The organism is Aquabacter sediminis (assembly GCF_028863665.1).
In the GTDB taxonomy this organism is placed as follows: domain Bacteria; phylum Pseudomonadota; class Alphaproteobacteria; order Rhizobiales; family Xanthobacteraceae; genus L1I39.
The window spans coordinates 165008-191756 of record NZ_JARBFX010000006.1 but is presented as its reverse complement, the minus strand read 5'-3'; the positions used below and the strand labels follow the sequence as shown (position 1 = coordinate 191756).

Below are 26749 nucleotides of genomic sequence, written 5' to 3'. Positions count from 1 at the left end.
GATCGCGCCATGATCCTCAACGAGACTCAGGAACAGATCCGCGATGCCGCCCGGGCCTTTGCCCGCGAGCGCCTCGCCCCCACCGCCGCGGCGCGGGACAAGGCCCATGCCTTCCCCGCCGCCGAATTGAAGGAGATGGGGGAACTGGGCTTCCTCGGCATGCTGGTGCCGGAAGCCTATGGCGGCTCGGATGCCGGCGTGCTCGCTTATACGCTGGCGCTGGAAGAGATCGCGGTGGGCGACGGCGCCTGCTCCACCATCATGAGCGTGCATACCTCGGTGGGCTGCATGCCCATCCTGAAGTTCGGCACGGACGGGCAGAAGGAGCGCTTCCTGCCCAATCTGGCCAGCGGCGAATGGATCGGCGGCTTCGCGCTCACCGAGCCGCAGGCGGGCTCGGACGCGGCCAATCTGCGCACCCGCGCCCGCCGCGATGGCGACCATTATGTGTTGAACGGCGCCAAGCAGTTCATCACCTCCGGCAAGAACGGGCAGGTGGTGATCGTGTTCGCGGTCACCGACCCGGACGCGGGCAAGAAAGGCATCTCCGCCTTCATCGTGCCCACCGACACGCCCGGCTATGAAGTGGTGCGGGTGGAGGAGAAGCTTGGCCAGCACGCCTCCGACACCTGCCAGCTCGCCTTCACCGACATGCGCATCCCCGCGGACCTGCGTCTTGGTGCGGAAGGGGAGGGGCTGAAGATCGCCCTCTCCAACCTGGAGGGCGGGCGCATCGGCATCGCCGCGCAGTCCGTGGGCATGGCCCAGGCCGCCTTCGAGGCGGCGCGCGACTATGCCAAGCAGCGCGTCACCTTCGGCAAGCCCATCATCGAGCATCAGGCCATCGCCTTCCGCCTTGCGGACATGGCAACCAAGATCGCCGCCGCCCGCCAGATGGTGCTGCATGCCGCCGAATTGCGGGAGGCCGGCCGACCCTGCCTGACGGAGGCCTCCATGGCCAAGCTGTTTGCCTCCGAGACTGCCGAGGCGGTCTGCTCGGCGGCGATCCAGATCCATGGCGGCTATGGCTATCTCGCCGACTTCCCGGTGGAGCGCATCTATCGCGACGTGCGGGTGTGCCAGATCTACGAGGGCACCAGCGACGTGCAGCGCATCGTCATCGCCCGCTCCTTGTAAGAGCGGGCGCCAAGAACAGGGCACACCAGTGTCCGATCGGGAGGGGAGACCATCATGGCGGAGGCACAGGCGCCGCGCGGACCTTTGAGCGGCGTGCGGGTGGTGGACATGTCGCGCCTCGCGCCCGGCCCCTATTGCACCATGCTGCTGGCGGATCTGGGCGCCGAGGTCATCGTGGTGGGCGGCGGGCGTGCGGGGGTGGCCATTCCCGTCTTCTCGCGCGGCAAGCGGCACATCTCGCTGGACCTGAAGACCTCCGCCGGCCGCGCCGCGCTCCAGGCGCTGGTGAAGACGGCCGATGTGTTCGTGGAAGGCTTCCGCCCCGGCGTCGCGGCGCGGCTCGGGGCGGGCTATGAGGAGCTGGCCGCTCTTAATCCCCGCCTCGTCTATTGCGCCCTGACCGGCTATGGACAGGACGGACCCCGCGCCCAGGAGGCGGGGCACGACATCAATTATGTCTCCATCACCGGCGTACTCGGCGCCATGGGCCCGGTGGATCGGCCGCCTCTGGTGCCGCTCAATTTGGTGGCGGACTTTGCCGGCGGGAGCCTCGTTGCGGCGCTGGGCATTGTCGCGGCGCTCTACGAGGCGCGGGCCTCCGGCCAGGGGCAGTTCATCGATGCGGCCATGATCGACGGCTCGCTTTCCCTCATGGCCATGCACCTCCCGCTCTGGGGCTCGCCCCACATGCCGGCGCGCGGCGAAGGGCTGCTCGCCGGCTCCAAGCCCTTCTACCGCACCTATGCCTGCGCCGACGGGCGCCATGTGGCGGTGGGCGCGCTGGAGCTCAGCTTCTTCGAGCAGCTCTGGCGCACGCTGGACCTGGGCGAGGTACCTGATCACATGTCCCGCGCCAATTGGCCGGGCATCGAGGAGACGCTGACCCGCACCTTCGCCAGCCAGCCGCGCGACCATTGGGCGGCCCTGTTTGCGGGCGTGGATGCTTGCGTCACTCCGGTTCTGGCGCCGGGCGAGATCTGGTCCGACCCGCAGGTGAAGGCCCGCCATCCCGACAGCGCCGCTGACAAGGTACCGGCCGTGCCGCGCCTCTCCCGCACCCCTTCGGTCGCCCGCGATACCGACTTCACGGATCGCACGGCCGAGGTTCTGGCCGAAGCGGGCCTGGATGCTGCCGCCATCACCGCCGCTCTGCCGCCCGCCGATGCCGGCCGCTCGGGCCTCGACTGGCCGCCGAAGCTGCGGCCCTGAGACAAAAAGGCCGCCGGGCGTGAACCCGGCGGCCTCTCATTGTCCGTGCAAACCGGTCAGAAGGTGACCTGCTTCACATGGTTCACCTGCGGCAACGCCTGCACCTTGGCGATCAGCTCCGCCGGCACCACGCCGTCCACCGCCACGAGGGCGATGGCATCGCCCCCCTCATGGTCACGGCCGAGGGCGAAGGTGGCGATGTTCACGCCGGCATCGCCCAAGAGGCTGGCGAAGCGGCCAATGAAGCCGGGCTTGTCCGCATTGGTCACATAGATCATGGCCGGGGCGAAGCCGGCATCCACCTTGATGCCCTTGATGTTGACGATGCGCGGATGGCCATCCGCGAACACCGTGCCGGACACGGAGCGCTCATAGGTGTCGGTCACCACGGTCAGGGTGATCAGGCTGTCATAGTCGCCCTCGGCGGCGCGGGTGGTCTCCTCCACCACGATGCCGCGCTCCTTGGCGACGGAGGGCGCGGAAACCACGTTCACGTCGGCGAGCGCCGGCCGCAGCAGGCCCGCCACCGCCGCGCTGGTGAGCGCCTTCACCTTTAGATCGGCCACCGCGCCCTCATAGGTGATGCGGATGGTCTTGATGTCGGTCTCGGTGAGCTGGCCGGCGAACGAGCCGAGCTTTTCCGCCAGTTCCACGAAGGGCTTCAGCTTGGGGGCTTCCTCGGCGGTGATGGAGGGGAAGTTCACCGCATTGGAGATGGCGCCGGAGAGCAGATAGTCGCTCATCTGCTCGGCCACCTGGAGGGCCACATTCTCCTGCGCCTCGGTGGTGGCGGCGCCCAGATGCGGCGTGCATACCACGTTGGGATGGCCGAACAGCGGATTGTTGACCGCCGGCTCTTCCACGAACACGTCGAAGGCCGCGCCCGCCACATGGCCGCTGTCGAGCGCGGCGCGCAGGGCTACTTCGTCCACCAGGCCCCCGCGGGCGCAATTGATGATGCGCACGCCCTTCTTGGTGCGGGCGAGATTTTCCGCCGAGAGGATGTTTTTGGTCTTCTCGGTCAGCGGCGTGTGCAGAGTGATGACATCGGCGCGGGCGAGCAGATCATCCAGCTCCACCTTTTCGACGCCGAGGTCGAGCGCGCGCTCGGGGGAGAGGAAGGGATCGAACGCGATCACCTTCATCTTCAGGCCCACGCCGCGCTCGGCGACGATGGAACCAATATTGCCGCAGCCGATGATGCCGAGCGTCTTGCCCGTCAGCTCGACGCCCATGAAGCGGTTCTTCTCCCACTTGCCGGCCTGGGTGGAAGCGTCGGCGGCAGGGATCTGGCGGGCGAGCGCAAACATCATGGCGATGGCGTGCTCGGCGGTGGTGATGGAATTGCCGAACGGCGTGTTCATCACGATCACGCCCTTTGCGGTGGCGGCCGGGATGTCCACATTGTCGACGCCGATGCCGGCGCGGCCGATTACCTTCAGGCGGGTGGCCTTTTCCAGGATCTTCGGGGTGACCTTGGTGGCCGAGCGGATGGCAAGGCCATCATAATTGCCGATGACTTCGGCCAGCTTGTCCTTGTCCTTGCCGAGGTCGGGCTGAAAATCCACCTCGATGCCGCGATCCTTGAAGATCTGGACGGCGGCGTCGGACAGCTTGTCGGAGATGAGAACACGGGGGGCCATGATGGGGGGCTCCGGAATGGGGTTGCGCGAGCGGCCGCAGCGCTCGTGCGCGCAGGCCGGGCTGTCTAGAGCGCGATCCGATCAGATTGAATCAATCTGATCGGTGAATCGCCCTCTAACTTATTGAGAGAGGATGCGTGATCCGATCAGCCTGCGGTGCAGGCCGATCGGCGCATGCTCTAAGCCCTCTCCCGCTTGCGGGGGAGGGTTGGGAGGGGGAAGGACGCGATGATGCGGCGGGGCGTCTGAGGGGAACACACGCCCCCTCCCCAGCCCTCCCCTGCAAGCGGGAGAGGGGGAAAAGCGCGGGCGGACCCGTCAGGCCGCCTTGGTCAGGGACGCCTTGGCCACCCCATAGGCCCAGTCGAGCCAGTGGGTGAGCGCCTCCACGTCCGAGGCTTCCACCGTGGCGCCGCACCAGATGCGCAGGCCGGGAGGGGCGTCGCGGTAGGCGCCAATGTCATAGGCGATGCCACCCTTCTCCAGGCCGGAGGCGATGGCCTTGGCAAAGGCCGCCTGGGCGTCGGCGGGCAGGCCCGTCACGTCCGGGTCCACCACCTTCAGGCAGACGGAGGTATTGGAGCGCGTGACCGGATCCTTGGCCAGGAAGTCCACCCAAGCGGTGCGGTGCACCCACTGGGCGATGGCCTCGAAATTGCGGTTGGACCGCTCCTTCAGGCCGGCAAGGCCGCCGACCGACTGGGCCCAGCGCAGGGCGTCGATATAGTCTTCCACGCACAGCATGGAGGGCGTGTTGATGGTCTCGCCCTCGAAGATGCCTTCGATCAGCTTGCCGCCCTTGGTGAGGCGGAAGATCTTCGGCAGCGGCCAGGCTGGCTTATAGCTCTCAAGCCGCGCCACGGCGCGGGGCGAGAGGATGAGCATGCCGTGAGCCGCCTCGCCGCCGAGCACCTTCTGCCAGGAGAAGGTGACCACATCGAGCTTGGAGAAATCGAGCGCCTGGGCGAAAGCGGCCGAGGTCGCGTCGCAGATGGTCAGGCCCTGGCGGTCGGCCGGGATCCACTCCGCATCCGGCACCATGACGCCGGAGGTGGTGCCGTTCCAGGTGAAGACCACGTCATGGCTGAAATCGACCTGCGTGAGGTCGGGCAACTCGCCATAGGGGGCATTGAGCAGGCGGGCATCGGCGAGCTTGAGCTGCTTGATGACGTCCGTCACCCAGCCTTCGCCGAAGGATTCCCAGGCCAGCATGTCGACGGGGCGCTCGCCCAGCAGCGACCACAGGGCCATTTCCACCGCGCCGGTGTCCGAGGCGGGCACGATGCCGATGCGGTAGTCGGCGGGCACGTCCAGAACGTCGCGGGTGAGGTCGATGGCTTCCTTCAGCTTGACCTTGCCCACCTTGGCCCGGTGGGAGCGGCCGAGCGGCGCATCGCGCAGCGCATCAAGGGTCCAGCCGGGACGCTTGGCACAGGGGCCGGACGAGAAATTGGGGTTCTCCGGACGGTGGGCCGGAGCATCATGCATCGTCATGTCATCCATCCTTACAGATGGGCGCCTCCCGTTGGGGGGAGGTGTCCCGCCGATGGGGATAGGCCTGTTGAGGCGGGGATGCAAGTTATGTGTGCAAAGAGCTGGTCCAGATGCCGTCAAATCGATCGGACGAGCCCTATTCCAACCGACGGTGCTTCGGGTGAAGGCGTGCGCGAACAACGGCTGCGCTTGCGGTCAAGCTGCGACGGTCGCGTTGTGGTCTATGTCAGTTGGTTCCTGCGACGCGCGTAACCGGGCGCATCTTTCCTTAAATTCAGCGAGGCGCTCAGGAAAGTCCGGTACAAGAGAGATCCGCCGATCGAGTTCCGCGCTGCTCCGGTGGTACAGCTCTTCATCGTATCTGGTCATCTCATCGATCAAATCCGTCTCCATCTTGGGCAAGGACTGACGGATCGCGTCAAGAGCAGCTTTCGGCCTCGAAACGTTGCTGCGGATATATTGGAGTTTCAGGCCTTGGGGGCGGTAAGCAGGGGAGCAAAAGTACTCAAGCGTCACCATGGCTTCGTCAAAGCGGTCTGTGGGCGCGCAGAGGGCGAAAGACCGATAGCGACTCCAGGCTCTTTCGAGATCTAATTCCGACACGGCTTTTGCATAAAAGCCGTGATTTGCAAAAATATTGACTTGTGGGCTGTTGATTTGGTGGGGCTGATTATTCAGCGTCCACTTTATAAAATAAAGAGGCTCTTCGCTTTGTGCAATCAGAGCAGCTTCATCGCTCTGATCTGAGGATGAAAGATAATTATAGGCAGAGATAATGCGCTCCCATGGTCGCCGCACAAGAGCCACGTGAAACGCCCTGACGCCAAGTTCAGACAGCACATTTTCAAAAGTCTGCCCGCAGAAATGATGGCTGGAAAGAGCCTGGAGTTTTGGTCCTTCCCTTAGCGTCATCTGCAATTGAGCGGCGCTGACGAGGTCGCCCCCATTTTCTATTCCACTGAAGGCATCGCCGAAATGGCCTGCCAATGCTGCATCCAGAGAAGAACCCGCATTCTTGAAGATGTGATGATGCAAGATCACGTGCCTCACGCTCACCTCCTATTTGTCTTCTCCCTTTAAGTTAGCCTGCTCCATATTCTTGAGCTGGACAAGGGTTACAGTGTCGCGCGGAGAGTGATAATCGCTCTGTACCTGGGTAGTGCTTATGGCCGCCATAAACCGGCAAATCTTGGCTTTTGGCGCATCGCGCTCCGGGCGGGGCCCTGACCGTGTCGAGCTCGGTCTTAACAGGGCGCGCCATGTTGAAGGGGGGGCAAGGCATAATCCCGCTCGAACGCCGCCATGAACTGGGCGACCCGCCGGTCGTGGCGGATGTCGGAACGGCGCAAGGGGCGGGCCAGCGAGAGGCCCTCCAGCGAGCGGGCGCGGGAGAGGGCCACATAGGCCTGGCCCGCCGCGAAAGCGCCGCTGTCGAAGTCGAGGCGCACGTCTTCCAGCGTCAGGCCCTGGGCCTTGTGCATGGTCATGGCCCAAGCCGGAACCAACGGCAATTGGGTATAGGCCCCCACCACCTGCGCCTCGATGCGGCCGGTGCGCTCGTCCCAGCCATAGCGGATCCGCTCCCAGGTGAAGCTCTCGATCTCCACCGCCGGACCGGAATCCAGCCGCACCAAGGCGCTGTGGGCCCCGATGGACAGCACCGTGCCCACCGAGCCGTTCACCCAGCGCCGGGCCGGATCGTTGCGCAGCGCCATCACCCGCGCGCCGGCCTTCAGCACCAGGCGCTCGGGCACGGGCAAGCGGTCGCCCTCCAGGCCGAACTCGCCCTTCAGCGTGCCTTCGAAGGCACGCGGCTCCCCGGAAAGCGCCGAAAGGCCGCGCTGGTTATAGGCTTCCGCCCGCGCATTGGTGGGGGTGAGAATGACCGGAAGCACACCCGGCCGATGGGGCCGCATGCAGGCGTCGTTCAATATTTCCACCGCCTCGGCGAGGCCCACGCCCCGGCGAATGTCACCCAGCACCCGCACGAAGTCCTGGTCCGACTGGCGGTGCACGATGGTGAAGGGCACGCCGGCCACGGCCTGGTCCATCAGGCACTTGGCGTCGAAGGCGAAGGGGCCCTCATAGCCCATGTAGGAGAGCATCTCCTGCTCGGCCATGGGCACCACGGGCGGCAATTGCAGGAAATCGCCCACCAGCACCATCTGCACCCCGCCGAACGGGCGGGGATCGTCCCGGGAGAGACGCAGTGCTTGGTCGACGGTATCGAGCAGGTCTGCGCGCACCATGGAGATCTCGTCGATCACCAGCCGGTCGAGCTTCTTCAGCAGGCGGCGCACCTGGGCGCGCGGCTTCACCTCGTCCGGGTTGAGGATGCGCGGCGGAATGCCGAAAAAGGAGTGAATGGTCTGGCCGCCCAGATGGAGGGAGGCGACCCCCGTGGGGGCCAGGAACACCTGGCGCCCCCGCGCATGCTTTCGCAATTCGTGCAGGAAGGTGGTCTTGCCGGTTCCCGCCCCGCCCAGCACCATGATCACGCTGGCGCCGGCCTCCATATGGTCCAGCGCCGCCGCGGTCCCGAGGCTGCGTTGCGCCGGAACGCTCACGAAACGAGGCCGGCCTCGCGCGCCAAATCCACCAGCTTGCGCTGGGGGCGGGCGCCGATGTGGGAAATCACCTCGGCTGCCGCCAGTGCGCCGAGGCGCAGGCTGGTGGCTGGGTCGCGGCCGCTGGTGACGCCGAACAGGAAGCCGGCCGCGAACAGGTCGCCGGCGCCCGTGGTATCCACGATCTGGCTCACCGGATGGGCCGGCACCGTCACCAGCGCGCCAGCAGTGGCGTGCAGCGCGCCGCGCTCGGAGCGGGTGACCACCGCTTCCTTGGCGTCCGCGCGCAACTGGGCGAGGGCAGCGTCGAAGTCGGCGGTCTGGTAGAGCGACTTCACTTCGCCCTCGTTGCAGAAGACGAGGTCCACCGTACCGGTGCGCAGGAGGTGCAGGAACTCCTCGCGATAGCGATCAACGCAGAAGGCGTCGGAGAGACTGAGGGCCACCTTGCGGCCGGCGCCATGGGCGATCTCGGCAGCCACCAGGAAGGCTTCCTTGGCGGGGGGCGGATCCCACAGATAGCCTTCCAGATAGGTCACCTGCGCCCGCTCCACCAGGGCGCGGTCGATCTCGGCGGGGGTCAGGTTCTGCGCCGCGCCCAGATAGGTGTTCATGGTGCGCTCGCCATCGGGCGTCACCAGGATGAGGCAGCGGGCGGTGGCGGGCCCATCCTCCGCGGCTGGCGTCTCGAAGGCGACGCCGGCGGCACGGATGTCGTGCGCGAACACCTTGCCGAGGCCGTCAGCCTTCACGAGACCGATGAAGCCGGCCTTGCCGCCCAGCGAGGCGATGCCGGCCGCCGTATTGGCCGCCGAGCCGCCCGAGATCTCCACGCCCGGCCCCATGGCGCCGTAGAGACCCTCCGCGCGGGCTTCGTCAATCAGGGTCATGGAGCCCTTGGGCATGCCCTGGGCGGCGAGGAAGTCCTCTTCCGCCTGGGCGAGCACGTCGACGATCGCATTGCCGATGGTCAGGGTATTGAGAGTCTGTGCGGTCACGGCCACGCTCTTGGGTGAGGAAATCCAGGAAGAGGTTTCTCTCGCCGTAGCATCGCCAGCCGTCCAAGGGCAATGTCGGAATGCGGTGCGCGGGCGCTGCGGTGAAATTCCACTTGAAAACCGCCGCGTGCTTCCCGCTCTATGACCTGGATGCGGCCCAGCCTGCGGGGCGGGACGCATCGGCCGCCGACGGTGGCAGGAGTTGCGTTGAAGGATCTTGAAGCATGGCACGCAAGTATTTCGGAACCGATGGCGTGCGCGGGCGCGCCAATGGCACGCTGACCGCGGACCTCGCCTTGCGGGTGGGCATGGCGGCGGGCCTGGCGTTCCGGCGTGGCGACTACCGGCACCGGGTGGTGATCGGCAAGGACACGCGCCTGTCGGGCTACATGATCGAGAATGCGCTCGTGGCCGGCTTCACCTCGGTCGGCATGGACGTGCTGCTGCTCGGCCCGGTGCCGACCCCGGCGGTGGGCATGCTGACGCGCTCCATGCGTGCGGATCTCGGCGTCATGATCTCCGCCTCGCACAATCCCTTCGATGACAACGGCATCAAGCTGTTCGGCCCCGATGGCTTTAAGCTCTCCGATACCATCGAGGAGGAGATCGAGGAACTGGTGGACCAGGATCTTGCGCGCAAGCTCGCCAAGCCGGCGGAGATCGGTCGCGCCAAGCGCCTGGAAGGCGTGCATGCCCGCTATATCGAATATGCCAAGCGCACCTTGCCCCGTGACCAATCCTTCGAGGGCCTGCGGGTGGTGGTGGACTGCGCCAATGGCGCGGCCTATCGCGTGGCGCCCGAGGCGCTGTGGGAATTGGGTGCCGAGGTGGTGTCCATCGGCACCGAGCCGGACGGCATGAACATCAACCGGGAGGTGGGCTCCACCTCTCCGGCCGCTCTGGCGGCCAAGGTGCATGAGGTGCGCGCCGACATCGGCATCGCGCTCGATGGCGATGCGGACCGAGTTTTGATCATCGACGAGAAAGGCCATGTGGTCGATGGCGACCAGATCATGGCGGTGGTGGCAGAGAGCTTCAAGGAAGACGGCCGCCTGTCGCGCGACGGCATCGTGGCCACCGTCATGTCCAATCTGGGCCTGGAGCGTTACCTCCAGGATGTGGGCCTGTCCCTGGCACGCACGTCTGTGGGTGACCGCTACGTGCTCGAGCGCATGCGCGCCGATGGCTACAATGTGGGCGGCGAGCAGTCCGGCCACATCATTTTGTCCGACTATTCCACCACGGGAGACGGGCTGCTGGCCGCGCTCCAGGTGCTCGCTGTGGTCGCGCGCCAGGAGCGGCCGGTCTCGGAGGTGTGCCACCGGTTCGATCCGCTGCCGCAGATCCTCAAGAATGTCCGCTATCGCTCCGGTGCGCCGCTGGAGCATGAGGAGGTTCAGGTGGCCATTGCCGATGCGGAGCGCCGCCTTGCCAATCACGGCCGCCTGTTGATCCGTCCCTCCGGCACGGAGCCGGTGATCCGGGTGATGGGCGAGGGCGACGACCGGGACTTGGTGGAAAATGTGGTCGACGAGGTCATCGACGCCCTGCGCCGCGTGGCCGCCTGAGGGCGGCCGCTGCGGGCGGCTCCATCCGGCTGAACCCAGCCAATCCATTGGTCTCCTAAGCGCAAAGAGCGTGCTCTAACGGGCGCGCTCGCCCTTTGCCACGAGGCGGCGGATCTCGTCCATGACCTGCTGGGGATGATAAGGGCGCGCCAGCATGGGCCCCTCGTCGCATAAATCGGCGGCATGGTCCGCGGCCTTGGCCGTGCTGGCGGCGGTCACCACCGTGAGGTCGGGATAGGTGGTGCGCAGGTGGCGCACGAAGCTGAAGCCTTGGAGCGTGCCGGGCGCATCCATGTCGATGAGCACCGTCTCCATGCGTTCGCCCTGGTGCTCCAGGATGTCGAGGGCCTCATCCGCGCTCACCGCCTCGGCGACCAGATAGCCGCAGGCGCGCAGATATTCCGCAAGCACGTGCCGCACCACAACGTCGGCATCCACGATCAGGATGCCCGGACGGTCGTCCTTCTGCGGGTCGTCAGATCTCATAGGCTTGCGCTCCGTTTCAGCAGCGAGGAGATGGTGGAAAGCACGTCGTTGAGGACGTAAGGCTTGGGCACGAAGACGGCGATGGGGCGCACGCTTTCCGCATCCAGGTGCCCCGATGTCACCAGGATCGGCAGGTCCGCCCGCTCGCGCTTGATCCGACGCGCCAACTCCAGGCCATCATAGGAGCCCGGCATCCGCACGTCGGTGAAGACAAGGTCCACCTGGAGACCTGCCCTGAGGGCTGCCTCCGCCTCTTCCGCGGTGGCGGCCTCCACCACCCGCATTCCCGCGTCACGCAGGGCTTCGGACAGCACGAGACGCACCAGGGCTTCGTCTTCGACGATCAATATGGTCACCGGCGTCGGTGACGGGTCGGGCGCCCGGTTTGCCATTTCCATCCTGCAATTCCCCCGTACTCGACGTTCAGAACGCCCGGCAACGTTGGAGGTTCCTTCGCGACGAGAAGTGTATTTTAATACCGCAAGTGAGCGGTAGAGGGGGGCTCGCTTCCTTTTTGAATGATTTCACTTGCGCTCTGACGCTGTTGCCAAGTTTCAGCCGGGGGCGGATCGGGCGGATCGGGCGGATCGGGCGGATCGGGCGGATCGGGCGGATCGGGCGGATCGGGCGGATCGGGCGGATCGGGTGGATCTGGAGGGTCAGGGTCCTCACGCGGAGCGACGTTGCCCATCGCAGGGCGCTCAGCGCGGTGCTGTTGGATGGGGAGATGGGCGCGTTCAAGGAGGTTCGGGACCACACGCTATGCCGCGTGAGCCTGTGGGCAGCCCCCCGGCGCCATCGCATGGTCCGCCACCCACGACATGCCAGCGTCGTCGCGGGGCAGAAAGCCCCCTCGGTTATGCGGATCCTCTGGAACGCGTGCTGCGTGTGGATGTCGGCGCCCGGGCTTCGGCTCGGGCGTCTATCCTGCGGCTATCTTCCCGCGGGCGGTTCGTCAGCTGACGTGTTGGGTCCCTTGGCCGAGCGCGTGGCGGTGAAGATGCCGGCAATGACCAAGGCGTAGCCGGCGCCATGATACCATTCCAGCGCCTCCCCCAGGAACACAACAGCCAAGGCCGAGCCGAAGACGGGCATGAGATGGAAGAAGGGCGCGGCCCGGTTGGCGCCCACCAGTTGAACGCCCCGGTTGAAGAAGAGGTAGGCGACGAGCGAAGGGCCGGTCATCACGAACAGCAAGGTCCAGATGGTCACGCCGTCGAATGTCAGGAGGTATCCAGATGCCATCTCCCACAAGGCGAAGGGGACCAGCATGAGCGAGCCCAGCGCCATGATGGTGGCCAGGAAGGACAATTGGCGCATGGGCGGGCGCAGGCGCAGGATTGCGGCATAAAGGGCATAGATCACCAGCGCGAAGAGGATCCAGAGGTCCCCCACATTGGGATGGAGGTGCAACAGCACGTCCAGGTCGCCGCGGCTGATGATGATGATGACGCCCACGAACGAGACCAGGATGCCCACACCCTGGCCGCGCGTGATGCGGTCGCCGAACAGCATCAGGCTCCAGATGGCGATCAGCAGCGGCGAGATGGATTGCAGCAGGACGCCGTGGAGCGCCTCCGTATATTGCAGGCCGTAATAGGAGAGCGCGTTGTAGGACGCGATGCCCGCCGCCGAGAGGAGGATGAGGGTCGGAAATGAGCGCCGGATGACCGGTGCGTCGGCCACCAATTGCTTCCAGGCGAAAGGCAGGAGGATCATCGTCGCGCCGGTCCAACGCAGGGTGGACAGGGCGATCGGCGGGATATGGCCGGCCACATACCGCCCGAGCACCATGTTTGCCGCCCACAGGAAGGCCGTGGCCGAGAGCAGGACATAGGGCGCGTCGAACAGGCGCTGGAAGATGCGGGCAGCCAGGGAGGCAGGCGGTGAGGCAGGCGGTGAGGCAGGCATGGGAAAATCCAGACTTCCCGCGATCCGTCCGCCCGGCTTCGGGCGCGGCGACGGTGGGGGTCGCCTCTTCTCACGGGCATGGGGGCACCCCGGCGACGCGCCATGGCCGTCGGGAGCGGCGTGGCGCCTCAGCGGGCGGGCGCCGGGGTGAGCAGCTGATAGGAGGTCGGGTTGTCCGGGCACAGGCCCCCACCGCACTCGGCCACCGTCGACACCCCGTTGGCGAAGGCGATCAGCACCGCGAAGGCCAATGCCGCGAGCCCAAGGCCAGTGGTGCGCGCCGCCGGCCGATCGCTGTCCTCGAATTGGCGATCGAACAGCAGCATGAGGGCGCCGCCAATGCCGATCAGGATGAAGACGATGTCCGCCCAGGTGTAGAAGTGCAGTCCGGCAAAGGCGTCGCCATAGCTGCCCGAGCCCGGCAGGATGTGCAGCAAGACCTGGCGCGTTGCCACCCCGCCGCCGCCGAAGGAGGCCAGGATCATCATCGCATAGTGGCTCGGGCGCGGGCCGAACTTGATGTTGAGGGCGAGTCCGAAGCCCGCCAGCACGAAGCCGCCACGCTGCAACAGGCAGAGCGGGCAGGGCAGGTCATTGTTCAGGAACTGGTCGGCAAAGGCGAAGGCGAGCACCGCGCAGATGGCGATCAGGCCGAGCGCGTTGAGGGCGCGGGAGATGTCTGAAGTCATGGCGCGCTCAAAGGTTGAGGTTGAGCGCGTCGGTGGCATGCATCCGGAACAGGACAAGCAGCACCGCGAACGAAAAGGTGAAGACGGTGATGGAGGCAAGGCGCCTGCCTGCCATCACAAGGATGAAGGCGAGGCACATGCCGAAGAAGGGCAGGGACATCATGGGCGGGGTCCTCGATCCTGCACGCCTTCTCGCTCCGGACAGGCCGGAGGGAGGCGATTCGAGGAAAGTCTAGCCTGGAATATTCTCAGTCTCGTTACGCAAATTCCGCAGAGCTTGATCGTTTCGCCCCCGGTCCGCCCCGCTTGAGGCGCTGATGCGACGATGGGCAAGATGGTGAGATGCCTTAAACGCAGGCAACTCACACGGCCAGGTCGCTCTGTTCAGTTGCTTGCGCCCCATCAGCTTAGACGAAAGGCGTAGAACGGGACTCCAAACGGCGGGAAATCCAGTCTCCGTGCGGTTTCGTACTTGAATGCTCATGCCGGGTCCGTATGTTGCCCGGCCAATGGCGGCCCATTCAATGAGACCGCCGTTCCGAACGGAAACCGCGCCGAGGGGTTGCGTCATGAACTTTCTGCTCGCGCTCAGCAGAGCGATCGATGCCGTGAATGCGCGCATCGGCAAGTCGGTGGCTTGGCTCATCGTGGTGGCGGTGCTCGTCTCCGCCCTCAATGCCATCATCCGCAAGGTTTTCGACGCCAGCTCCAATTCCTGGCTGGAGCTGCAATGGGTTCTGTTCGCGGCGGTGTTCCTGATGTGCTCGCCCTGGACGCTGATGGAAAACGAGCACATCCGCATCGATATCGTCAGCTTCCGCCTGCCCAAGAAGGTGCGCGACGGGATCGACATTTTCGGTCACGTCTTCTTCCTTCTGCCCTTCACGCTGGTGATGCTCTACACCTCCTGGCCCTTCTTCCTGAATTCTTACCGGATCAACGAGCAGTCCCTGAATGCCGGCGGCCTGCCCCAATGGCCCGCCAAGATGCTGGTGCCCATCGGCTTCGCCCTCTTGTTCATCCAAGCCATCTCGGAACTCATCAAGCGCATCGCCATCATCACCGGCAAAATGGACGACCCGCACGAGAATGCGGGCAGCCATGGCGTCCTGGCGGCCGAGGTGGATCGCCTGCTGGCAGATGCGCCGACCATTGATGGAACCGGCGTTCCCGCCGCGAACCCCAAGTCCTGAGCGGGAGGCCCCCATGAAGCGCATCGCCAAGATCGGCGCGATTCTCGCCGCCGCCGTCCTCTTGTTCGCCGTGTCCAGTGACCTGGCACTGGCTGCCGAACCCGGCTTCCGCGGCTGGTTCACCCACAACATGGCGCCCATCATGTTCGCCATGCTGGTGGTGTTCCTGCTGCTGGGCTATCCCGTCGCCTTCGCGCTCGCCGCCAACGGCCTGCTGTTCGGCCTCATCGGCATTGAGCTCGGCCTGTTCCGGCCCGACTTCCTCCAGGCGCTGCCCGAGCGCGTCTATGGCACCATGAATAACGAAGTGCTCTTGGCGGTGCCCTTCTTCACCTTCATGGGCCTGATCCTGGAGCGCTCCGGCATGGCGGAGGACCTCCTGGACACCATCGGCCAGGTGTTCGGCTCCATCCGCGGCGGCCTTGCCTATGCGGTCATCTTCGTGGGCGCCCTGCTGGCGGCGACCACCGGCGTGGTGGCGGCCTCGGTCATTTCCATGGGCCTCATCTCGCTGCCCATCATGCTGCGCTATGGGTATGATCGGCGGGTCGCCTCGGGCGTCATCGCGGCCTCAGGAACGCTGGCCCAGATCATCCCGCCTTCGCTCGTGCTTATCGTCATGGCCGACCAGCTGAACCGCTCGGTGGGCGACATGTATACGGGCGCCTTCATTCCCGGAATGCTGCTGGCGTGCCTCTATGCGGGCTACATCTTCATCGTCGCCACCTTCTTTCCGAGTGCCGCGCCGGGCCTGCCGCTTGAGGCGCAGAACCTGCGCGATCCCGAGCAGAAGCACCTGCCCACCCGCATCCTGGGCGCCATCGCGGCGGCCGGCTTCACCGTCCTGATCGTCACCGGCTCCCTGCCGGGCCTGACGGCGGACCTCATTCCCGGTGTGGCGAACCTCGCCGTCTGGGCCGTGGTCTCCTTTGTCCTGCTGTTCTTCATCCTGGCGGGTGCGGCGCGGTTGCTGACCGCTTCGCTGTTCATCGCGCTGGCGCTCGCCATTGCCGCCGCCATCGTGCTCATGAACCGCACCTCGGTGAAGTTCGGCGCCGACTATGTGGTGCTGGCCATGTCCATCACGGTGGGCCTTGCCTTCGTGGTGGCGGTCATCAACAAGGTGGCCCGCCTCAACCTGCTTTCGCGCCTCGCCGAGCAGGTCATCTTCGTGATGGTGCCGCCACTGGCGCTGATCTTCCTGGTGCTGGGCACCATCTTCATCGGCGTCGCCACGCCGACGGAAGGCGGCGCCATGGGCTCGGTGGGCGCGCTGCTCCTGGCGGCCGGGCGCGGCCGCCTGAAGTTCGACCTCATGCGGCAGGCCACCTTCTCCACCGCCAAGCTCTCGGCCTTTGTGCTCTTCATCCTGCTCGGCGCGCGCGTCTTCTCCCTGACCTTCTATGGAGTCGACGGGCACAAATGGGTGGAAGAGCTGCTGGTCTCCATGCCGGGCGGCCAGGCGGGCTTCCTGATCGTGGTCAACATCCTGGTCTTCTTCCTGGCCTTCTTCCTCGATTATTTCGAGCTGGCCTTCATCATCATCCCGCTGCTGGGCCCCGCGGCCGACAAGCTGGGCATCGACCTGATCTGGTTCGGCGTCATCCTGGCGGTGAACATGCAGACCTCGTTCATGCACCCGCCCTTCGGCTTCGCCCTGTTCTTCCTGCGCTCGGTCGCCCCCAAGGTGCCGTATCTGGACAAGATCACCGGCAAGCGCATGGAGCCGGTGACCACGGGCCAGATCTATTGGGGCGCGGTGCCTTTCGTGTGCATTCAGTTGATCATGGTCTCGCTGGTGATCCTCTTCCCGGGCATGGTCACGCACTATAAGAGCGGCGGCATTCAGCTCGACCAGAACGCGGTGCAACAGCAGTTCGACAATCTGGCGCCGCCCACCAGCGACTTGCCTCCGCCCGAACTGAAGTTCTGAAGCAACGCCCGGCCGCGCCTGGGGCCCGGCCGGGCCGTCCTCCCGCAGCGTTTTCGCATGCTGCGCTTTTGTGCCGTTGCCCTGGCTCCTGCCGGTCCCTATCACGAGCTTGACTGAAGGCGCCGACGGGACGGCACGCGGCGTGGCGCGCTGCCCCGGCATCCGCAGGCGGGAGCTCAGGGGGCCATGAAACTGCATCTTCGTGTTTGCGCCGCACTCCTGGCGCTGGCGCTGGCAGGGCCGGCTCATGCAGGCGATGCGCTGGTCTATGTGCCGTCCCCGCAGACGGCCCGCCTGTTCGACACGGCGAGCGAGAAGGCCGCCTTCTGGCCCTTGATGTCCGCCTTCGTGTCCGAGCAGAATCAGGCCTTCTGCGGCGTGGCATCGGCGGTCATGGCGCTCAATGCGCTGCGCGTGGCGCCGCCTTTGTCCCCCCAGTGGTACCCTTACGAATATTGGGACCAGCAGAACATTTTCAGCCGCGCGGTGCTGGAGGTGAAGCCGGTGCTCGCCGTCCAGTCGCAGGGCCTGACGCTGGAGGAACTGACCCGCCTGCTCAACGCCGCCGGGGCCAAGGCGGAGGCGGTGCATGCGCAGGATACCGACCTTGCCGCCTTCCGCACCGCCGCGCGCAAAGCGCTGGCGGACGAGAATGCGGTGCTGCTGGTGAATGTCTTCCGGCAGACGCTCGGCCAGGAGGGCGGCGGGCATTTCTCGCCCATCGCCGCCTATAATGCGGAGGCCGACGCTTTCCTCTTCCTGGATGTGGCGCGCTACAAGCTGCCGCCCAGTTGGATCCCAGCCGAGCGCTTGTTCGCGGCCATGAACACGGAAGACGGGTCCGTGCATAAGTCGCGCGGCTACATCATCGTGCGGAAATAGCTGGCCGGGCGCGTGGCCTCGGGCGTGAAAGCAAAGGCCCGGGCGCCGGGGCGTCCGGGCTTTGTTTGAATTGGCCGATCCGACCTGGCTGATCAGACGGGCCGTGAAGTCCCAACCGGCGGCTCAGGCCGCCTTCTGGGCTTCCCGGTCCACGATGGAGACGATGTCCGCCATGATGCGGTTCAGCTCGAAATTCTTCGGCGTATAGACGGCCGCGACGCCGAAGCCCTTGAGCTGGATCTCGTCCTCAGGCGGAATAATGCCGCCCACCACCACCGGCACGTCGTCGAGGCCCTCGGCGCGCAGGCGCTCCATCACGTCGCGCACCAGCGGCACATGGGAGCCGGAGAGGATGGACAGGCCGATCACATGGACGCCTTCCTCCAGGGCGGCGTTTACGATCTCCGCCGGGGTGAGGCGGATGCCCTCATAGACCACTTCCATGCCGCAATCGCGGGCGCGCACGGCGATCTGCTCTGCGCCGTTGGAATGGCCGTCGAGGCCCGGCTTGCCCACCAGGAACTTGATGCGCCGGCCGAGCTTGGCCGACACCGCCTCCACGTCCTTGCGCACGTCGTCGAGACCCTGGGTTTCCGTCCGTGCCGCGCGGCCAACGCCGGTGGGGGCGCGATACTCGCCGAAGACTTCGCGCAGGCAGGTGCCCCACTCGCCCGTGGTGACCCCCGCCTTGGCGCAGGCGATGGAGGGCTCCATGATGTTGCGGCCTTCCTGGGCCGCGCTCTTCAGCTCCGCCAGCGCCTTGTCCACTGCCGCGCCGTCGCGCGCGGCGCGCCAGGCTTTCAGCCGCTCGATCTGCTCGGGTTCCACATGCTCGGGCACGGTCAGGATGGCGCCTTCACCGGTGGTGAGCGGTGACGGCTCGGTCTCGGTCCAGCGGTTGACGCCCACCACCACCTGGTCGCCGCGCTCGATGGCTTCCAGGCGGCGGGTGTTGGATTCCACCAGCGCCTGCTTCATGTAGGAGTTCTCGACCGCCGCCACGGCCCCGCCCATGGCCTCGATGCGGGCGAGCTCGGCGCGCGCCTCTTCCTTCAGCTCTTCCACCTTGCGGGCGATCTCAACCGAGCCGTCGAAGATGTCGCCATATTCCAGGAGGTCGGTCTCATAGGCCACCACCTGCTGCATGCGCAGCGACCATTGCTGGTCGAAGGAGCGCGGCAGGCCGAGCGCCTCGTTCCAGGCGGGCAACTGCACGGCGCGGGCCCGGGCCTTCTTGGACAGGGTCACCGCCAGCATCTCGATGAGGATGCGGTAGACGTTGTTTTCCGGCTGCTGCTCGGTCAGCCCCAGCGAATTGACCTGAACGCCATAGCGGAACAGCTTCTGCTTGGCGTCCGTGATGCCATAGCGCTCCACGCAGATCTCGTCCCACAGATCCACGAAGGCGCGCATCTTGCACATCTCGGTGATGAACTTCATGCCCGCATTCACGAAGAAGGAGATGCGGCCGACCACCTCGCCGAACACAGGCCCTTCCGCCTCGCCGGAGCGCTTCACCGTGTCGAGAATGGCGATGGCGTTGGCGAGGGCGAAGGCCAGCTCCTGCACCGGCGTCGCCCCGGCCTCCTGCAGGTGGTAGGAACACACATTCATGGGGTTCCAGCGCGGCAGCTGGCTGGTGGTGAACAGGATCACGTCCTTGGTCAGCCGCATGGAGGGCGCGGGCGGGAACACATAAGTCCCGCGCGAGAGATACTCCTTGATGATGTCGTTCTGCGTGGTGCCGTTCAGCTTGGTGCGATCGGCGCCCTGCGCGTCGGCGGTCGCGATATAGAGCGACAGCAGCCAGGCGGCGCAGGCATTGATGGTCATGGACGTGTTCATGTCGGCAAGCGGGATGCCGTCGAACAGGGTCTGCATGTCGCCGAGATGGGAGATGGGCACGCCCACCTTGCCCACTTCGCCCCGCGCCAGGGGATGGTCGCTGTCGTAGCCGGTCTGGGTCGGCAGGTCGAAGGCGACCGAAAGGCCCGTCTGGCCCTTGGCGAGATTGGAGCGGTAGAGCTTGTTGGACTCCGCGGCGGTGGAGTGTCCCGCATAGGTACGGAACAGCCAGGGTTTGTCGCGGGTGGCCATGATCCCATCCTCGTTTGCACAACGTCGCATTGCATAATGTGCGCTGCAACGCGGCGGTCGTCGACGGGAATCTTGTCGCCGGGGGCAGCTTCAGCTCAGCGCTTCACAAGACTTATGGCGAAGAGCAGGATCACCGCGCCGATGGTGGCGCAGATGATGCGCCCGATGATGCCGCCGACGATGAAGACGTTGCCGAACAAAAAGCCGCCGATCAGCGCGCCGATGACGCCCACGGCAATGTTTCCCCATAGGCCGAAGCCGCCACCGCGAAAGATCTGACCCGCCAGCCAGCCGGCCACCGCCCCCACCAGCAGCATTCCGATCAGCGCGCCCATGGGTCTCTCCCTGTTCAGACACCGCCGGCATCTTGGCTAAGAATGCGCGCCCTGTCCCGCGCGCACGGCGGGCGGCTCGGGAAGTTGCAACCATTCGAAAGAGGGGGGCTCGCCAGTCCGATTTTCTCTGCTACGCTGCGGTGCGAAATGCATGCGGCCGAAACGGCCCAACCATCGAAGAGGAAGGACGAGACGCTATGGGCCAGACAGCGACGGCGAGCGCGCCTCAAGCGACTGCTCTGAAGGATCTTTACGAGCTGGGTGAGATCCCGCCGCTGGGCCATGTGCCGGCCAACATGTATGCCTGGACGATCCGCCGCGAGCGCCATGGGCCGCCGGAGGAGTCCTTCCAGGTTGAGGTTGTGCCCACATGGACTTTGGGCGAGACCGATGTGCTGGTGCTCGTGATGGCGGCCGGCGTGAACTATAACGGCATCTGGGCCGGCCTCGGGCAGCCCATCTCGCCGTTCGACGTGCACAAGGCGCCCTTCCATGTGGCCGGCTCGGATGCCTCCGGCATCGTCTGGGCAGTGGGCTCGAAGGTCACCCGCTGGAAGGTGGGCGACGAGGTCGTCGTGCACTGCAACCAGGATGACGGCGACGACGAGGAGTGCAATGGCGGCGACCCCATGTTCTCGCCGTCCCAGCGCATCTGGGGCTATGAGACCCCCGATGGCTCCTTCGCCCAGTTCTGCCGCGTGCAGGCCCGCCAGCTCATGCCGCGGCCCAAGCACCTGACCTGGGAAGAGAGCGCCTGCTACACGCTCACCCTCGCCACCGCCTACCGCATGCTGTTCGGCCATCCCCCGCATACGGTGAAGCCGGGCGACTATGTGCTGGTGTGGGGCGCCTCGGGCGGCCTCGGCGTGTTCGGCGTGCAGCTTGCGGCGGCTTCTGGCGCCCATGTGATCGGCGTCATCTCGGACGAGACCAAGCGCGACTACGTGCTCGGCCTCGGCGCCAAGGGCGTGATCAACCGCAAGGACTTCAATTGCTGGGGCCAGCTGCCCAAGGTCAACTCGCCCGAATATAACGAGTGGCTGAAGGAAGCCCGCAAGTTCGGCAAGGCGATCTGGGAAATCACCGGCAAGCGCGACGTGGACATCGTGTTCGAGCATCCCGGCGAGAGCACCTTCCCGGTTTCCACCCTGGTGGGCAAGCGCGGCGGCATGATCGTTTTCTGCGCCGGCACCACCGGCTTCAACATCACCTTCGACGCCCGCTATGTGTGGATGCGGCAGAAGCGCATCCAGGGTTCGCACTTCGCGCATCTCAAGCAGGCGTCGGGCGCCAACCAGTTCATCATCGACCGGCGCGTGGACCCGTGCATGTCGGAGGTGTTCCCGTGGGATCGGATCCCCCAGGCGCACACCAAGATGTGGAAGAACCAGCATGCCCCCGGCAACATGGCGGTGCTGGTGAATGCGCCCCGCACGGGCCTGCGCACCTTTGACGACGTGCTCGAAGCGTGCGCCGAGCGCTGATCAGGTGACGGACCGCACCGGGCGTCCCCGGGGACGCCCGAGGGCGGTCCGGTCCCTGCCGCCCTGCTTGGCGGCATAGAGAGCATCATCCACGCACCGGAGCGCCTCCTCGGGTCCTCCGGTGCCATCCCAGACCATGACGCCGGCGCTGAGCGTGACACCGCCGGCCGCGCTTTCGGGCAGTTCCGACGCGGAGCGCCGCAGCCGGTCCGCCAGCATGCAGGCCTCGTCTGCCGACGCATTGGCCGCCAGCACCAGGAACTCGTCCCCGCCCCACCGGCCGATCACGTCCGCCCCGCGCAGGCCATGCCGCAGCCGGTCGACGATGGTGCGCAGAACCTGATCGCCGAACAGGTGGCCCTGGGTGTCGTTGACCCCCTTGAAGTTGTCCATGTCCAGCAGGATGAGCGCCATCGGCCGGCCGGGGGCGGCGGCATGTTCCTTCAGGAGACGCTCCAGACCACGCCTGTTCACGACGCCGGTCAGGGGATCGGTGAGCGCGGCATCCTCCAGCACCTTGGTTTCGCTGCGCATCCGGTCGAAGGCGTGCTGGGTGAAGACCAGCAGCGACAGCGAGACCAGAATCAGCAGATGGACCACATAGGCGTTCACCATCAGCGAGTTGTAGGTGATGTCCCAATGGGCGACATCACCGTGCAGATGCAGCGCCCAAAGAGAGATCGCCGATGCACCGAACACCAGTGCGGCGGCGATGATCGCTTCCCACTTGCGGAACAAGACAAAGGCGGAAACATAAAGAAGTGTCATCCATTGCAATGTATTTGCAATGGTATAAATCCCGGATTCTTCTTCCAGCGTGTCGAAGAACTGGATGGAGCAGATGCAATAAAGCGCAAAGCCGAAATAGGAGAGCCGCTCGGCAATGTGGTGGTGCCTGGGCGCCGCCAGCAGGATCACGAGGCTGATCCCGAACGCGGCCAGGAGCAGGGGGTAGCCGAAGCGATCATAATCGGAGAGCAAGCCCGTCGCGGATTCGAACGTCCACAGGCCCACGATGCACAAGACGCCCGTGCCTATGAGAATACGTACGATGAGGTTCCGCTGCTGGGCGAGGTCCCGTTGCATTCTTCGACCTTCGGTTGAGAGTGGACATGGCAAAAAAACCGCACCGCGTCCACATAAGGTTTGGTAATTCCTTGAGCGTCGGATGGACAGCCACCCGCGCTCCCTGCAAAAGCCTTCCCGATGACATTGCTCGACATGCCAGTGGCCATTGTGGGCGCCGGGCCGGCCGGACTTATGGCGGCCTCCCGGCTCGCCGCTGCGGGCTGTGCCGTCAGCGTTTATGAGCGCTTGCCGTCCCCGGCGCGCAAGCTGCTGATGGCGGGTCGGGGCGGGCTGAACCTGACCCATTCCGAGCCGTTGGACTTGTTCCTGTCCCGCTACGCCCCGCAGGCGCCGGCCCTCATGGCGGCCGTGCGGGCCTTTCCGCCTTCCGCCCTGCGGGCGTTCGCGCAGGATTTGGGCGAGGCGACCTTCGTGGGGTCCAGCGGGCGGGTGTTTCCTGACAGCTTCAAGGCCTCGCCCCTCCTGCGCGCCTGGCTTGGCCGCCTCGCGGCGGAGGGCGTGCAACTGAAGACCCGCCATCTCTGGCGAGGGTGGGCGCCGGATGGCGCGCTGCGCCTGTCGACGGCCGAGGGCGAGGAAGACATACGCCCGGCGGCTACGCTGCTGGCGCTGGGGGGCGCCTCCTGGCCGCGACTGGGTTCCGATGGCGGCTGGGTGCCCCTTCTGCGCGAAAGGGGCGTGTCGGTCGAACCCTTCCGGCCCGCCAATATGGGCGTGCTCATCGGCTGGTCGGCTCCCATGCTGCGCTTCGCCGGCGCGCCGTTGAAGCGCATCGCCTTGTCCTGCGGCGCCGTGCGTGTGCGGGGGGAGGCGGTTGTGACTGCCGGTGGGCTGGAAGGCGGGGCGGTCTATGCGCTTTCCGCGGCGGTCCGGGCGGCGTTGGAGGGGGGCGGACCCGCGCAAATGTCCGTGGATCTGCGGCCCGATCTCGATGCCAACCAACTGGCGCGCAAGCTGGAGGCGGTGCCGGAGCGTTATTCCCTTGCCAATCGCCTGCGCAAGGGGGCCGGCCTCTCGCCTGTGGCGGCGAGCCTTTTGCGTGAGGCGGGGCCGCTGCCGCCAGGCGTTCAGGCGCTGGCCGCCCGCATCAAGGACGTTCCTCTCGGGGTGACGGGGACGAGCGGGCTGGAGCGCGCCATTTCCAGTGCCGGAGGCATTTCCTGGGACGACCTGGATTCGCACTTCATGCTCAAAGCCGTGCCAGGTGTCTTCGCCTGTGGCGAAATGCTGGACTGGGAGGCGCCTACGGGGGGCTATCTGCTCCAGGCGTGCTTTGCCACCGGCCTTGCGGCGGCCGAAGGCATCCTGGCCCATCTGGGCCGTGCCCGTTGAGGCGGTCGCGGTTCAGCGCCGGGGCGCAAGCCCGGCCGGGGCCAGCGGATTGTCGGTGAGGGCCGCACGATCCGGCGTGTCCACCTGTGGCACGCCGAGAAACGCGGAGAACAGGCGCTGCACCACCGCCGGGTCCAGGTCCTTCACGATCATGACGAGGCGGGTGCGGTGGTCATCGTCCGGCCAGCCCGGCAAGCGGGTGGGGGGATGCATCACATGCTGCACCCCATGCAGCACCACAGGCGCGGAGGGATCATCCGCGAGCCGCACGATGCCCTTCATCCGCAGCATGTTGGCGCCATAGGTGGCGCGCAGCAATTCCAGGAAGAGGTCGAGGGTGGAGGCGGAGATGGCCGCGTCGGTCGCGAGGGTGAAGGCGCGGATGCGGTCGTCGTGGCGGTTGGGGTCGTGGCCGGCGATGTCCTCCTGGGCGGCGGCGATGCGCTCGTCGGCCAGCCAGCGGGAGACATCGGGGATCTTGCGGTCGGGGTCATAAAGCCCGGCCTGGAGCAGCGCCCCGGCGGTGGCCTCGCCCTTGGAGGCGTCGAGCACCGGCGCGGCAGGGGCAAGCCGCGTCAGGCGGGCCTTCAGGTCCGCGAGCGCCGCCCGCTGGGCGGGCGTCTCCACGAGGTCGGTCTTGGTGAGGACGATGCGGTCCGCCACCGCCGCCTGCTTCACTGCTTCCGGGTGATCATCCAGGGTGGCCGAGCCATTGATGGCGTCCACCACCGTCACCACCCCGTCCAGCCGATAGCGCAGCACCAGATAGGGGTGGGTCATGAGGGTGAAGAGGATGGGCGCGGGATCGGCGAGGCCGGTGGTCTCCACCAGCACCCGCGAGAAAGGCGGCAGGCGATTGTTGTCGCGCCCGCGCAGCAGGTCTTCCAGCGCTGCCACCAGGTCGCCGCGCACGGTGCAGCACACGCATCCGCTGGCCAGCAGGACGATGCCGTCCTTCACCTCGCGCACGAACAGATGATCAAGCCCGATCTCGCCGAACTCGTTGATGAGCACGGCGGTGTCCGCCAAGGCGGGGTCCGCCAGCAGCGCGTTCAGCAAGGTGGTCTTGCCGGCCCCCAGGAAGCCGGTGAGCACCGTTACGGGAAGAGGCGCAGGCGGGCCGGGACGAGGGCGGTCCGGCGTGGAGGAGGCGGTCTCGGTCATGTCTGTCGGTACTCGGGACCTTCACGCCGCGCCCCGCCTTGAACCTTCAAGGTGGGGCGCAGGCCGAGGCGGTCGCTCAGGTGCCCGGGCGGGCGGGCGGCGGGCCGAAGGTCAGGGGATCGGTGCTGTCGCTTGTGCCGCTGGAAGCCTTAGGCTTGGCGGCGGGCTTCGGCGCGGGCGTGGCGGCAGCGGTGGCTGATGAGCTTCCGGCTGGCTTGGCGTCCTTGGACGACGTGCTTTTGGCGCCCGCATCCTTGGCGGACGTCGTCGCCTTCGCGCCATCCTTCGACGTGTCCTTGGCGGCGGGCTTGGACGCGCTGGCGGCGTCCGGCTTCTTGTCGGAGCCGGTGGAGATGACAGCGGTCTTCTGCTTGGAGCCGCTGGCCGGGTCCTTGCTGTCCTTGATGGCGACGCCGGTCTTCTTGTCGGCCTTCTCCTCCGCAGGCGGCATGCGCACGATGGCGGTGACGGGGACCGGCGGCATGGAGGGCGGGAGGTTCTGGAGCAGCGCCGCGCCCTCTCCCTTGCTCAGGCCGGCCGCCACAGCGGCGGACATGGCATAGGAGGACGAGCTCTCGCCCTGATTATAGAGGTTGTCGTCCTCGTTCTCGGCCGCCGCCACCGCGCGCTTGCGGTTGCAGATGTTCATGTCCGGCGGCGTGCCGCCCACATTGGCGAGGGTGTCGAGGGTGGGCGAGGCCGCCCCGAAGATCGACCAGGAGGGCTGGAAGCCCTTTTCGAAGAGAAGCGCGGCCTGCTCCGTGCGCGCCACCGCCGAGGGGGCGCCCAGGATGACGGCGATGAGGCGCTTGTTGCCGCGGGTGGCGGTGGCCACCAGGTTGAAGCCGGAGGCGCAGATGAAGCCGGTCTTCATGCCGTCGGCGCCGGGATAGCGGTCGATCAGGCGGTTATAGTTCCGCAGCACGATCTTCCCCAGCCGGATGGCGGGGATGCGGAACAGCATTTCATTCTCGGGAAAATGATAGATCAGCGCCCGGGCGAGCACCGCGAGATCGCGGGCGGTGGTGTATTGCTCGGGATTGGGCAGGCCATTGGGATTCTCGAAATGGGAGCCCGTCATGCCCAGCTGCTGGGCCGTGCTGTTCATCTCGGCGACGAAATCGGGAACCGAGCCGCCCACGCCCTCGGCGATCACCACGGCGATGTCGTTGGCCGATTTCACCATCAGCATCTTCAGCGCGCTGTCGAGCGGCACCTGACTGCCGGGGCCGAAGCCCATCTTGGTGGGCTGCTGCGAGGCGGCGAGGGGGGAGACGGTGAGCATCGTCTCCATGGTCAGGCGGCCTTCGCGCACGGCGTTCAGGGCCACATAGACGGTCATCAGCTTGGTGACGGAGGCGGGATACCAGGGCCGGCCGGCCTCCTGCTGCTCCAGAACCTTGCCGGTATCGGCTTCCACCAGCAGCATGGGCGTTGCGCGCGCGGCGGTGCCCAGCAGGCCGATCAGGACTGCCGCAAGGGCAATTTGGCGCAGGACGACGCCCGCGCGCAGACTGGAAAAGCCCGGCAAAGCTGGC

The 26749-nt window shown here is 66.3% G+C and carries 23 protein-coding genes; 8 read left to right on the top strand and 15 right to left on the bottom strand.

Annotated features, from left to right (window positions below; genetic code table 11):
* The first annotated feature begins 9 nt into the window (after positions 1–9).
* Both PV781_RS14330 and PV781_RS14325 read left to right on the top strand, forming a co-directional pair.
* Positions 10–1137 (top strand): acyl-CoA dehydrogenase family protein, encoded by a 1128-nt coding sequence (locus PV781_RS14330; protein WP_274776308.1) that lies wholly within the window; start codon positions 10–12, stop codon positions 1135–1137.
* A gap of 54 nt (positions 1138–1191) precedes the next feature.
* Entirely contained in the window at positions 1192–2346 is a 1155-nt protein-coding gene (locus tag PV781_RS14325; RefSeq protein ID WP_274776307.1) for a CaiB/BaiF CoA transferase family protein, read from the top strand.
* A gap of 56 nt (positions 2347–2402) precedes the next feature.
* On the opposite strand, the gene serA is transcribed toward PV781_RS14325, so the two are convergent.
* From serA to PV781_RS14300, 5 genes are all read right to left on the bottom strand, one after another.
* On the bottom strand, positions 2403–3989 hold the full coding sequence (gene serA / locus PV781_RS14320) for a phosphoglycerate dehydrogenase (RefSeq protein ID WP_274776306.1): 1587 nt from the start codon (positions 3987–3989) through the stop codon (positions 2403–2405).
* A 318-nt stretch (positions 3990–4307) separates the two neighbouring features.
* On the bottom strand, positions 4308–5483 hold the full coding sequence (locus PV781_RS14315; protein WP_274776305.1) for a phosphoserine transaminase: 1176 nt from the start codon (positions 5481–5483) through the stop codon (positions 4308–4310).
* A gap of 195 nt (positions 5484–5678) precedes the next feature.
* Positions 5679–6533 (bottom strand): sulfotransferase family 2 domain-containing protein, encoded by an 855-nt coding sequence (locus PV781_RS14310; RefSeq protein ID WP_274776304.1) that lies wholly within the window; start codon positions 6531–6533, stop codon positions 5679–5681.
* 194 nt (positions 6534–6727) lie between these two features.
* Complete coding sequence (locus tag PV781_RS14305; protein WP_274776303.1) at positions 6728–8050, bottom strand: ATP-dependent DNA helicase; 1323 nt, start codon at positions 8048–8050, stop codon at positions 6728–6730.
* Positions 8047–9048, bottom strand: a complete 1002-nt coding sequence (locus PV781_RS14300; RefSeq protein ID WP_274776302.1) for an adenosine kinase — start codon at positions 9046–9048, stop codon at positions 8047–8049. Before PV781_RS14300 ends, PV781_RS14305 begins: the two co-directional genes overlap by 4 nt.
* Positions 9049–9272: 224 nt before the next feature.
* Here PV781_RS14300 and glmM point away from each other — a divergent pair, with 224 nt between their 5' ends.
* Positions 9273–10616: a phosphoglucosamine mutase gene (gene glmM, locus PV781_RS14295; protein ID WP_274776301.1), complete on the top strand. Its 1344-nt coding sequence runs from the start codon at positions 9273–9275 to the stop codon at positions 10614–10616.
* A 75-nt stretch (positions 10617–10691) separates the two neighbouring features.
* Here glmM and PV781_RS14290 read toward each other — a convergent pair whose 3' ends face one another.
* The 5 genes from PV781_RS14290 to PV781_RS14270 all read right to left on the bottom strand — a co-directional run bounded on the left by PV781_RS14290 (position 10692) and on the right by PV781_RS14270 (position 13865).
* Entirely contained in the window at positions 10692–11102 is a 411-nt protein-coding gene (locus PV781_RS14290; protein ID WP_274776300.1) for a response regulator, read from the bottom strand.
* The gene (locus PV781_RS14285; protein ID WP_274776299.1) at positions 11099–11500 is read right to left on the bottom strand and encodes a response regulator; all 402 of its coding nucleotides are present in this window, start codon (positions 11498–11500) and stop codon (positions 11099–11101) included. The genes PV781_RS14290 and PV781_RS14285 overlap by 4 nt, the downstream gene beginning before the upstream one ends.
* A 535-nt stretch (positions 11501–12035) precedes the next feature.
* Positions 12036–13013: a DMT family transporter gene (locus tag PV781_RS14280; RefSeq protein WP_274776298.1), complete on the bottom strand. Its 978-nt coding sequence runs from the start codon at positions 13011–13013 to the stop codon at positions 12036–12038.
* A gap of 128 nt (positions 13014–13141) precedes the next feature.
* Entirely contained in the window at positions 13142–13702 is a 561-nt protein-coding gene (locus PV781_RS14275) for a disulfide bond formation protein B (protein WP_274776297.1), read from the bottom strand.
* A gap of 7 nt (positions 13703–13709) precedes the next feature.
* The gene (locus PV781_RS14270; protein WP_274776296.1) at positions 13710–13865 is read right to left on the bottom strand and encodes a DUF5993 family protein; all 156 of its coding nucleotides are present in this window, start codon (positions 13863–13865) and stop codon (positions 13710–13712) included.
* A gap of 406 nt (positions 13866–14271) precedes the next feature.
* On the opposite strand from PV781_RS14270, the gene PV781_RS14265 reads away from it, so the two are divergent.
* The 3 genes from PV781_RS14265 (at position 14272) to PV781_RS14255 (ending at position 17710) form a co-directional block, all read left to right on the top strand.
* A complete protein-coding gene (locus PV781_RS14265) occupies positions 14272–14895 on the top strand; it encodes a TRAP transporter small permease subunit (RefSeq protein WP_274776295.1) in 624 nt (207 codons plus the stop codon).
* Positions 14896–15025: 130 nt separating this feature from the next.
* Positions 15026–16828 carry a TRAP transporter large permease gene (locus tag PV781_RS14260; protein ID WP_274776491.1) on the top strand — a complete coding sequence of 601 codons (1803 nt, stop codon included), beginning with the start codon at positions 15026–15028 and terminating at the stop codon, positions 16826–16828.
* 186 nt (positions 16829–17014) lie between these two features.
* Complete coding sequence (locus tag PV781_RS14255) at positions 17015–17710, top strand: phytochelatin synthase family protein (protein WP_274776294.1); 696 nt, start codon at positions 17015–17017, stop codon at positions 17708–17710.
* A gap of 123 nt (positions 17711–17833) precedes the next feature.
* Here PV781_RS14255 and PV781_RS14250 read toward each other — a convergent pair whose 3' ends face one another.
* Entirely contained in the window at positions 17834–19807 is a 1974-nt protein-coding gene (locus tag PV781_RS14250; protein WP_274776293.1) for a protein meaA, read from the bottom strand.
* 95 nt (positions 19808–19902) lie between these two features.
* A complete protein-coding gene (locus tag PV781_RS14245; RefSeq protein ID WP_274776292.1) occupies positions 19903–20142 on the bottom strand; it encodes a GlsB/YeaQ/YmgE family stress response membrane protein in 240 nt (79 codons plus the stop codon).
* 197 nt (positions 20143–20339) lie between these two features.
* Between PV781_RS14245 and ccrA the strand changes: the two genes are divergently transcribed.
* The gene (gene ccrA, locus PV781_RS14240; RefSeq protein ID WP_274776291.1) at positions 20340–21626 is read left to right on the top strand and encodes a crotonyl-CoA carboxylase/reductase; all 1287 of its coding nucleotides are present in this window, start codon (positions 20340–20342) and stop codon (positions 21624–21626) included.
* On the opposite strand, the gene PV781_RS14235 is transcribed toward ccrA, so the two are convergent.
* Positions 21627–22712: a GGDEF domain-containing protein gene (locus PV781_RS14235; protein ID WP_274776290.1), complete on the bottom strand. Its 1086-nt coding sequence runs from the start codon at positions 22710–22712 to the stop codon at positions 21627–21629.
* A 120-nt stretch (positions 22713–22832) separates the two neighbouring features.
* On the opposite strand from PV781_RS14235, the gene PV781_RS14230 reads away from it, so the two are divergent.
* The gene (locus tag PV781_RS14230; protein ID WP_274776289.1) at positions 22833–24047 is read left to right on the top strand and encodes a BaiN/RdsA family NAD(P)/FAD-dependent oxidoreductase; all 1215 of its coding nucleotides are present in this window, start codon (positions 22833–22835) and stop codon (positions 24045–24047) included.
* 12 nt (positions 24048–24059) lie between these two features.
* Here the strand turns inward: PV781_RS14230 and PV781_RS14225 are convergent, their stop codons facing one another.
* Positions 24060–25211 carry a CobW family GTP-binding protein gene (locus PV781_RS14225; protein WP_274776288.1) on the bottom strand — a complete coding sequence of 384 codons (1152 nt, stop codon included), beginning with the start codon at positions 25209–25211 and terminating at the stop codon, positions 24060–24062.
* Positions 25212–25287: 76 nt separating this feature from the next.
* Positions 25288–26742 (bottom strand): D-alanyl-D-alanine carboxypeptidase family protein, encoded by a 1455-nt coding sequence (locus tag PV781_RS14220; RefSeq protein WP_274776287.1) that lies wholly within the window; start codon positions 26740–26742, stop codon positions 25288–25290.
* Positions 26743–26749: the final 7 nt, after the last annotated feature.